Consider the following 6,249-nt stretch of genomic DNA (forward strand, 5'->3'; position numbering starts at 1 on the left):
TTCTTATGTGCCAGTTCGTTTCGACGTCAGCTCCAGCCCCAGTGCGCGCATGACGGTCAGCATGGATTTGAGAGTGGGGTTGCCGTCGCTGGCAAGCGAGCGGTAGAGCGCTTCGCGCGCGAGGCCGGTCTCCTCCGCCACCTTGCTCATGCCCTTTGCACGGGCGACGACGCCAAGGGCGTGGGCGATGTAGCCTGCATCGCCGCTTTCGAAAGCGTCCTTCATGAAGACGTCGATGGCGTCGTCGGAGGTCAGGGCCTCCGCAGGGTCATAAATGTACAGTGTTTCGCTCATGTCAGTCGTCCAATTCGGTTGCCAGCGCCTTGGCCGTGGCGATGTCCCGCTTCTGCGTGCCTTTATCGCCGCCGCAGAGGAGCACAATGATTTCCTTGCCCCGGCGCGTAAAATAAATCCGGTATCCGGGACCATGATGAATGCGGACTTCGCTGATGCCGTTGCCCACGGACTTAACGTCACCGAGAAGTCCATAGGCGATGCGGTTCAATCGGGCGGCGATGAGCGCGCGCGTCTTTTGATCGGCAAGGGCGCTCTCCCATTTGCGAAATGTGTCCGTCTGCTTGATCAGGAGTGTCATCGAGATGTAACTTTAATATTACGACCGCGGAATATCAACCCATTTGAAGGGTGGGGCGGAGCCTCCCATCTTTCCGATCTTTAATTTGCCCCCCGCCCAAAACGGCCTATATCGGTGGCATGATCTTCCGCCCGCTTTTCTCCTTCTTCGAAAACTGGATCCAGCCCTTTGCGCGGCGTGACGATCTGCGGCCGCCGCAGGGGTTGATGGCGTTCGTCTGGTTCTATGTCGGGCAGGCCAAGGCGCCGTTTGCGGCTTTGCTGGTGCTTGGCGGGATCACGGCGGGCATCGAGGCGGCGACGTTCTGGTTTGTCGGGCGGCTGGTCGATATGCTGGCGACGGTCAAGCCGGGCGAGGGGTGGAGCGGGCTGCTTTCGGCGCATGGGCCGGAACTGCTTGTCATGCTCGGACTGATCGGCGTCGTGCGCTTCGTCGTGGCCTTCCTGACGGCGCTCATCGATCAGCAGGTCATCACGCCGGGCTTCTACAATCTGGTGCGCTGGCAGTCCTATGTGCATGTCGCGCGCCAGTCGCTCGCCTTCTTCCAGAACGATTTTTCCGGGCGAATCGTCACCAAGGTCTGGTCGGCGGGGCAGGCGACGGGTGACGTCATCACCTCCTTCATGGAGAGCATCTGGTTTGTGACGATCTACACGGTCTCGACGCTGGTGCTGCTCGGCCAGCTCGACTGGCGGCTGGCGGCGGTGCTGCTTGTCTGGCTGTCGATCTTCGCGGTGCTCGCCCGCTATTTCGTGCCGCGCATCCGCGAGCATGCGCGCCAGTCCGCCGAAGCCGGATCGATGATCAGCGGCCGCATGGTCGATGCCTATTCGAATATCCAGACGCTGAAGCTGTTCGGCCGGGACGATGCGAACGATCGCTACATGCGCGACGGTTTCGATACGTTCCAGAACACGATCCTCAACTTCACGCGCCTCCTGACGTCGCTGCGCGCCTCGCTCGCGTTCCTGTCGGGTCTGATGATCGCGGGCATGGCGGTGCTGTGCATCCATCTCTGGCTGACGGGCATCATCAGCTCGGGCGCCGTCGCCTTCACCATGGCGCTGGTGCTCCGGTTGAACTTCCTGCTGAACCGGCTGATGACGCAGCTCAACGGCATCATGCGCAATATCGGCACGATCCAGAATTCCGCCGACCTGATCTCCCAGCCGATCGGCCTCGTCGACAGGCCGGATGCCACGGTCATGACGGTGGTGCATCCTGAAATCCGGTTCGACCATGTGCGCTTCCACTATGGCCGTGCCTCCGGCGTCATCGACGACCTGACGCTCTTCGTTCGCCCCGGCGAAAAGGTCGGCATCGTCGGGCGCTCGGGCGCCGGCAAGTCGACCCTAGTCAATCTGCTGCTGCGTTTCTACGATCTGGAAGGCGGACGCATCCTTATTGGTGGCGAGGATATCGCCGCGGTTACACAGGAGAGCCTGCGCGCCAATATCGGCATGGTCAGCCAGGATACGGCGCTCTTGCACCGCTCGATCCGCGACAACATCCTCTTCGGCAATCCCGATGCCAGCGAAGCGCAGATGATCGAGGCGGCGAGGAAGGCCGAGGCGCACGACTTTATCCTCTCGCTCGAGGACCAGCGCGGCCGGACGGGCTACGATGCCCATGTCGGCGAGCGCGGGGTGAAACTGTCGGGCGGCCAGCGCCAGCGCATCGCCATCGCCCGCGTCATGCTGAAGGATGCGCCGATCCTCGTGCTTGACGAGGCGACCTCGGCGCTCGACAGCGAAGTCGAGGCGGCGATCCAGTCGAACCTTGACCGTCTCATGCGCGGCAAGACCGTGCTTGCCATCGCCCACCGCCTCTCCACCATCGCAGCCCTCGACCGGCTGATCGTCATGGACCGCGGCCATATCGTGGAGGAGGGGAGCCACGCGGAACTGGTCGCCAAAGGCGGGCTTTACGCGGATCTCTGGTCGCGTCAGTCGGGCGGGTTCCTCGGCCATGAGGAAGCGGCGCAATAGGGCCGCAAAGCGTCGTTTCGCGACTGTCTTTTCTCCCGGCAAGCACTTGATGTTCAAGGCGATGGCTGTGCCTTGTCAAGATGCTCCGTTTTTCCCGCGACAATGTGCCCACCACCCCTTGCCAAGGCTGGACATAATTTGCGATCAAGCATAGAACGCGCCGGATTGACGGGGAATCTATGGCCGTATTGTGTCCGGAATTGCCGGTTTCCAAAGGGGCGTTGCGGTTTTCCGCAGACTTTGCGTGAGAGGATGGTTTAGCCGTGAGCGAACACGAGACAACAAGCGAATCCCTGGGCGAGCCCACTCGCCGTGATTTTCTTTACCTGACCACGGGTATGGCGGGCGTCGTGGGCGGCGTTGCGGTTGCCTGGCCGTTCATCGACCAGATGCGTCCGGATGCATCCACGCTGGCGCTCGCCTCCATCGAGGTCGACGTCTCCAGCCTGACGCCCGGCATGTCGCTGACGGCCAAGTGGCGCGGCAAGCCGGTCTTCATCCGCAACCGCACCGATAAGGAAGTGGAAGAAGCCAAGGCTGTCGCCCTTGCGGATCTCAAGGACCCGGTCGCGCGCAATGCCAACATCGCTGCCGACGCCGAAGCGACTGACCTCGACCGTTCCGCCGGCGAGGGCAAGGAAAACTGGATCATCATGATCGGCTCCTGTACCCATCTGGGCTGCGTTCCGCTCGGCCAGGCTGGCGATTTCGGCGGATGGTTCTGTCCCTGCCACGGTTCGCACTACGACACTGCTGGACGTATCCGTAAGGGTCCGGCCCCGCAGAACCTCGCTGTGCCGACCTTCTCGTTCGTATCCGACACAGTCATCAAGATCGGTTGAGGGGACACCTGATAATGAGTGCTGAACATTCCACCTACCAGCCGACGACTGGCATCGAGAAGTGGGTCGATTCGCGCCTGCCTCTGCCGCGCATGATCCATGACAGCTTCGTCTCCTACCCGGTCCCGCGCAACCTGAACTACGCCTACACCTTCGGCGCCATGCTGTCGGTGATGCTGATCGTGCAGATCCTGACCGGTGTCGTTCTGGCCATGCACTATGCGGCCGAAACCACCGTCGCGTTCAACTCGGTCGAAAAGATCATGCGCGACGTGAACCACGGCTGGCTCCTGCGCTACATGCATGCCAACGGTGCGTCCTTCTTCTTCATCGCGGTCTATCTGCACATCGCCCGCGGCCTCTACTACGGCTCCTACAAGGCACCGCGCGAAATCCTCTGGATCCTCGGCGTGGTCATCTTCCTTCTGATGATGGCGACCGGCTTCATGGGCTACGTTCTGCCCTGGGGTCAGATGTCCTTCTGGGGCGCGACCGTTATCACCGGTTTCTTCTCGGCCTTCCCGTGGGTCGGCGAGTGGATCCAGCAGTTCCTGCTTGGCGGCTTTGCGGTCGACAATCCGACGCTGAACCGCTTCTTCTCGCTGCACTACCTGCTGCCCTTCATGATCGCCGGCGTCGTCGTCCTGCACATCTGGGCGCTGCACGTCACCGGCCAGACCAACCCGACCGGCGTCGAAGTGAAGTCCAAGACCGACACGGTCCCCTTCACCCCCTATGCGACGCTGAAGGATGCGCTCGGCGTCTCGGTCTTCCTGATCGTCTTCGCCTGGTTCGTCTTCTACATGCCGAACTATCTCGGTCATCCGGACAACTACATCCCGGCCGATCCGCTGAAGACCCCGGCCCATATCGTTCCGGAATGGTACTACCTGCCGTTCTACGCGATGCTGCGCGCCATCACCTTCAGCATCGGCCCGATCGACTCCAAGCTTGGCGGCGTCCTCGTGATGTTCGGCGCGATCATCGTGCTGTTCTTCCTGCCCTGGCTCGACACGTCGAAGGTCCGTTCGGCCGTCTATCGCCCGTGGTACAAGCTGTTCTTCTGGCTGTTCGTGGTCAATGCCATCATGCTCGGCTGGCTCGGCGCCATGCCTGCCGAAGGCATCTACGTCGTCCTCTCGCAGCTCGGCACGCTCTACTACTTCGGCTTCTTCCTCGTCATCATGCCGGTCCTCGGCCTGATCGAGACCCCGAAGCGCATTCCGAATTCGATTACGGAAGCGGTTCTGGAAAAGAAGAACGCCAAGCTGGCCAAGGCCTGAGAGCGAGCGAAAGGAACCATGACAATGAAAAAGCTTGTTGCAGGCATTCTGTCACTCGCACTCGTCGCCGGTCTCGGCGTCTCCTTCGCTACGGCGGAAGAGGCAGCCCCGGCTGCCGGTGCAGAGGCGGAACACGCCACCCCACACTACCCGATGCACCACCCGAAGCAGGAGAAGTGGACCTTCGCCGGTCCCTTCGGCAAGTATGACAAGGGTCAGCTGCAGCGCGGCCTGAAGGTCTACACCGAAGTCTGTTCTGCCTGCCATTCGATGAACCTCGTCTCCTTCCGCACGCTGGAAGGTCTTGGTTATTCGGAAGGCCAGGTGAAGGCTTTCGCGGCGAACTACGAAGTGCAGGACGGCCCGAACAGCGACGGTGAGATGTTCACCCGCAAGGCCGTTCCGTCGGACCACTTCCCGTCGCCCTTCGCCAACCATGAGGCGGCAGCTGCCGCTAACAATGGTGCAGCACCGCCGGACTTCTCGCTGATCGCCAAGGCACGCGGCATCACGCGCGGCTTCCCGCAGTTCGTCTTCGACATCTTCACGCAGTACCAGGAAGGTGGCCCGGACTATATCTACTCGCTGCTGACCGGTTACGATGAAGAGAAGCCGGCGCATCTCGAAGTCGCCGAAGGCACGCACTTCAACCCGTATTTCGCAAACGCTGCGGCACTCGCCATGGCCAAGCCGATCTCCGACGGCCAGGTCACCTATGACGACGGCGCGCCGCAGACGGTCGACCAGTACGCCCGTGACGTCGCGTCCTTCCTGATGTGGGCCGCCGAGCCGCATCTCGAAGAGCGCAAGCGCACCGGCTTCATGGTCATGATCTTCCTGGTGATCTTCACCGGCCTGATCTACCTGACGAAGAAGTCGGTTTACGCGAACAAGGAACACTGAGCGATCCGATCGCTTGGTTCAAAAGGCGGCCTTCGGGCCGCCTTTTTTGTTGTGGGGCGGTGATGCACCTGCGATAACCGAAAAATCCTTCCGCAGTCGGGAAATCCCATGCCTACCGTTGAACAAGAACTCGTCGCCGCGATCCGCAGCATCCCGGACTATCCCAAGCCCGGCATCATCTTCCGCGACATCACCACCCTGCTCGGCAATCCGCGCGCCTTCCGCCGCGCGGTGGACGAGCTGGTGCATCCCTATGCGGGCATCGGCATCGCCAAGGTCGCCGGCATCGAGGCGCGCGGCTTCATTCTCGGCGGCGCCATGGCGCATCAGCTGTCGACCGGCTTCGTGCCGATCCGCAAGAAGGGCAAGCTGCCGCACGAGACCGTCAGCATCGCCTATAGCCTGGAATACGGCGTGGACGAGATGGAGATGCACAAGGACGCCATCAAGCCGGGCGAGAAGGTGATCCTCGTCGACGACCTGATCGCCACCGGCGGTACGGCGGAAGCGGCCGTCAAGCTGCTGCGCCAGATCGGCGCCGACATCGTCGCCGCCTGCTTCGTCATCGACCTGCCGGAAATCGGCGGCCGCAAGAAGCTGGAAGCGCTCGGCGTGGAAGTGCGCACGCTGGTGGCCTT

At 61.9% G+C, this 6,249-nt stretch carries 7 protein-coding genes; 5 read left to right on the forward strand and 2 right to left on the reverse strand.

The genetic code is table 11. From position 1 onward, the window contains the following. Window positions 1-3: 3 nt before the first annotated feature. Together ACOZK4_RS11455 and ACOZK4_RS11460 are read right to left on the reverse strand one after the other, a co-directional pair. Complete coding sequence (locus tag ACOZK4_RS11455) at window positions 4-294, reverse strand: addiction module antidote protein (protein ID WP_421591998.1); 291 nt, start codon at window positions 292-294, stop codon at window positions 4-6. 1 nt (window position 295) lies between these two features. After that, window positions 296-595 carry a type II toxin-antitoxin system RelE/ParE family toxin gene (locus ACOZK4_RS11460; protein ID WP_421591999.1) on the reverse strand — a complete coding sequence of 100 codons (300 nt, stop codon included), beginning with the start codon at window positions 593-595 and terminating at the stop codon, window positions 296-298. Between the two features lie 119 nt (window positions 596-714). On the opposite strand from ACOZK4_RS11460, the gene ACOZK4_RS11465 reads away from it, so the two are divergent. The 5 genes from ACOZK4_RS11465 to ACOZK4_RS11485 all read left to right on the forward strand — a co-directional run. Next, the gene (locus tag ACOZK4_RS11465) at window positions 715-2,583 is read left to right on the forward strand and encodes an ABC transporter ATP-binding protein (protein WP_421592000.1); all 1,869 of its coding nucleotides are present in this window, start codon (window positions 715-717) and stop codon (window positions 2,581-2,583) included. A 263-nt stretch (window positions 2,584-2,846) separates the two neighbouring features. Continuing rightward, complete coding sequence (gene petA, locus ACOZK4_RS11470; protein ID WP_313530507.1) at window positions 2,847-3,425, forward strand: ubiquinol-cytochrome c reductase iron-sulfur subunit; 579 nt, start codon at window positions 2,847-2,849, stop codon at window positions 3,423-3,425. Between the two features lie 14 nt (window positions 3,426-3,439). Then, window positions 3,440-4,708: a cytochrome b gene (locus ACOZK4_RS11475; protein WP_313530505.1), complete on the forward strand. Its 1,269-nt coding sequence runs from the start codon at window positions 3,440-3,442 to the stop codon at window positions 4,706-4,708. A gap of 24 nt (window positions 4,709-4,732) precedes the next feature. After that, window positions 4,733-5,611: a cytochrome c1 gene (locus ACOZK4_RS11480; RefSeq protein ID WP_313530502.1), complete on the forward strand. Its 879-nt coding sequence runs from the start codon at window positions 4,733-4,735 to the stop codon at window positions 5,609-5,611. A gap of 108 nt (window positions 5,612-5,719) precedes the next feature. Beyond that, window positions 5,720-6,249: adenine phosphoribosyltransferase (locus ACOZK4_RS11485; RefSeq protein ID WP_421592001.1), on the forward strand; the 530-nt coding region annotated here is incomplete at its 3' end.

It is taken from the genome of Shinella sp. M27, assembly GCF_049199905.1.
Lineage (GTDB): Bacteria > Pseudomonadota > Alphaproteobacteria > Rhizobiales > Rhizobiaceae > Shinella.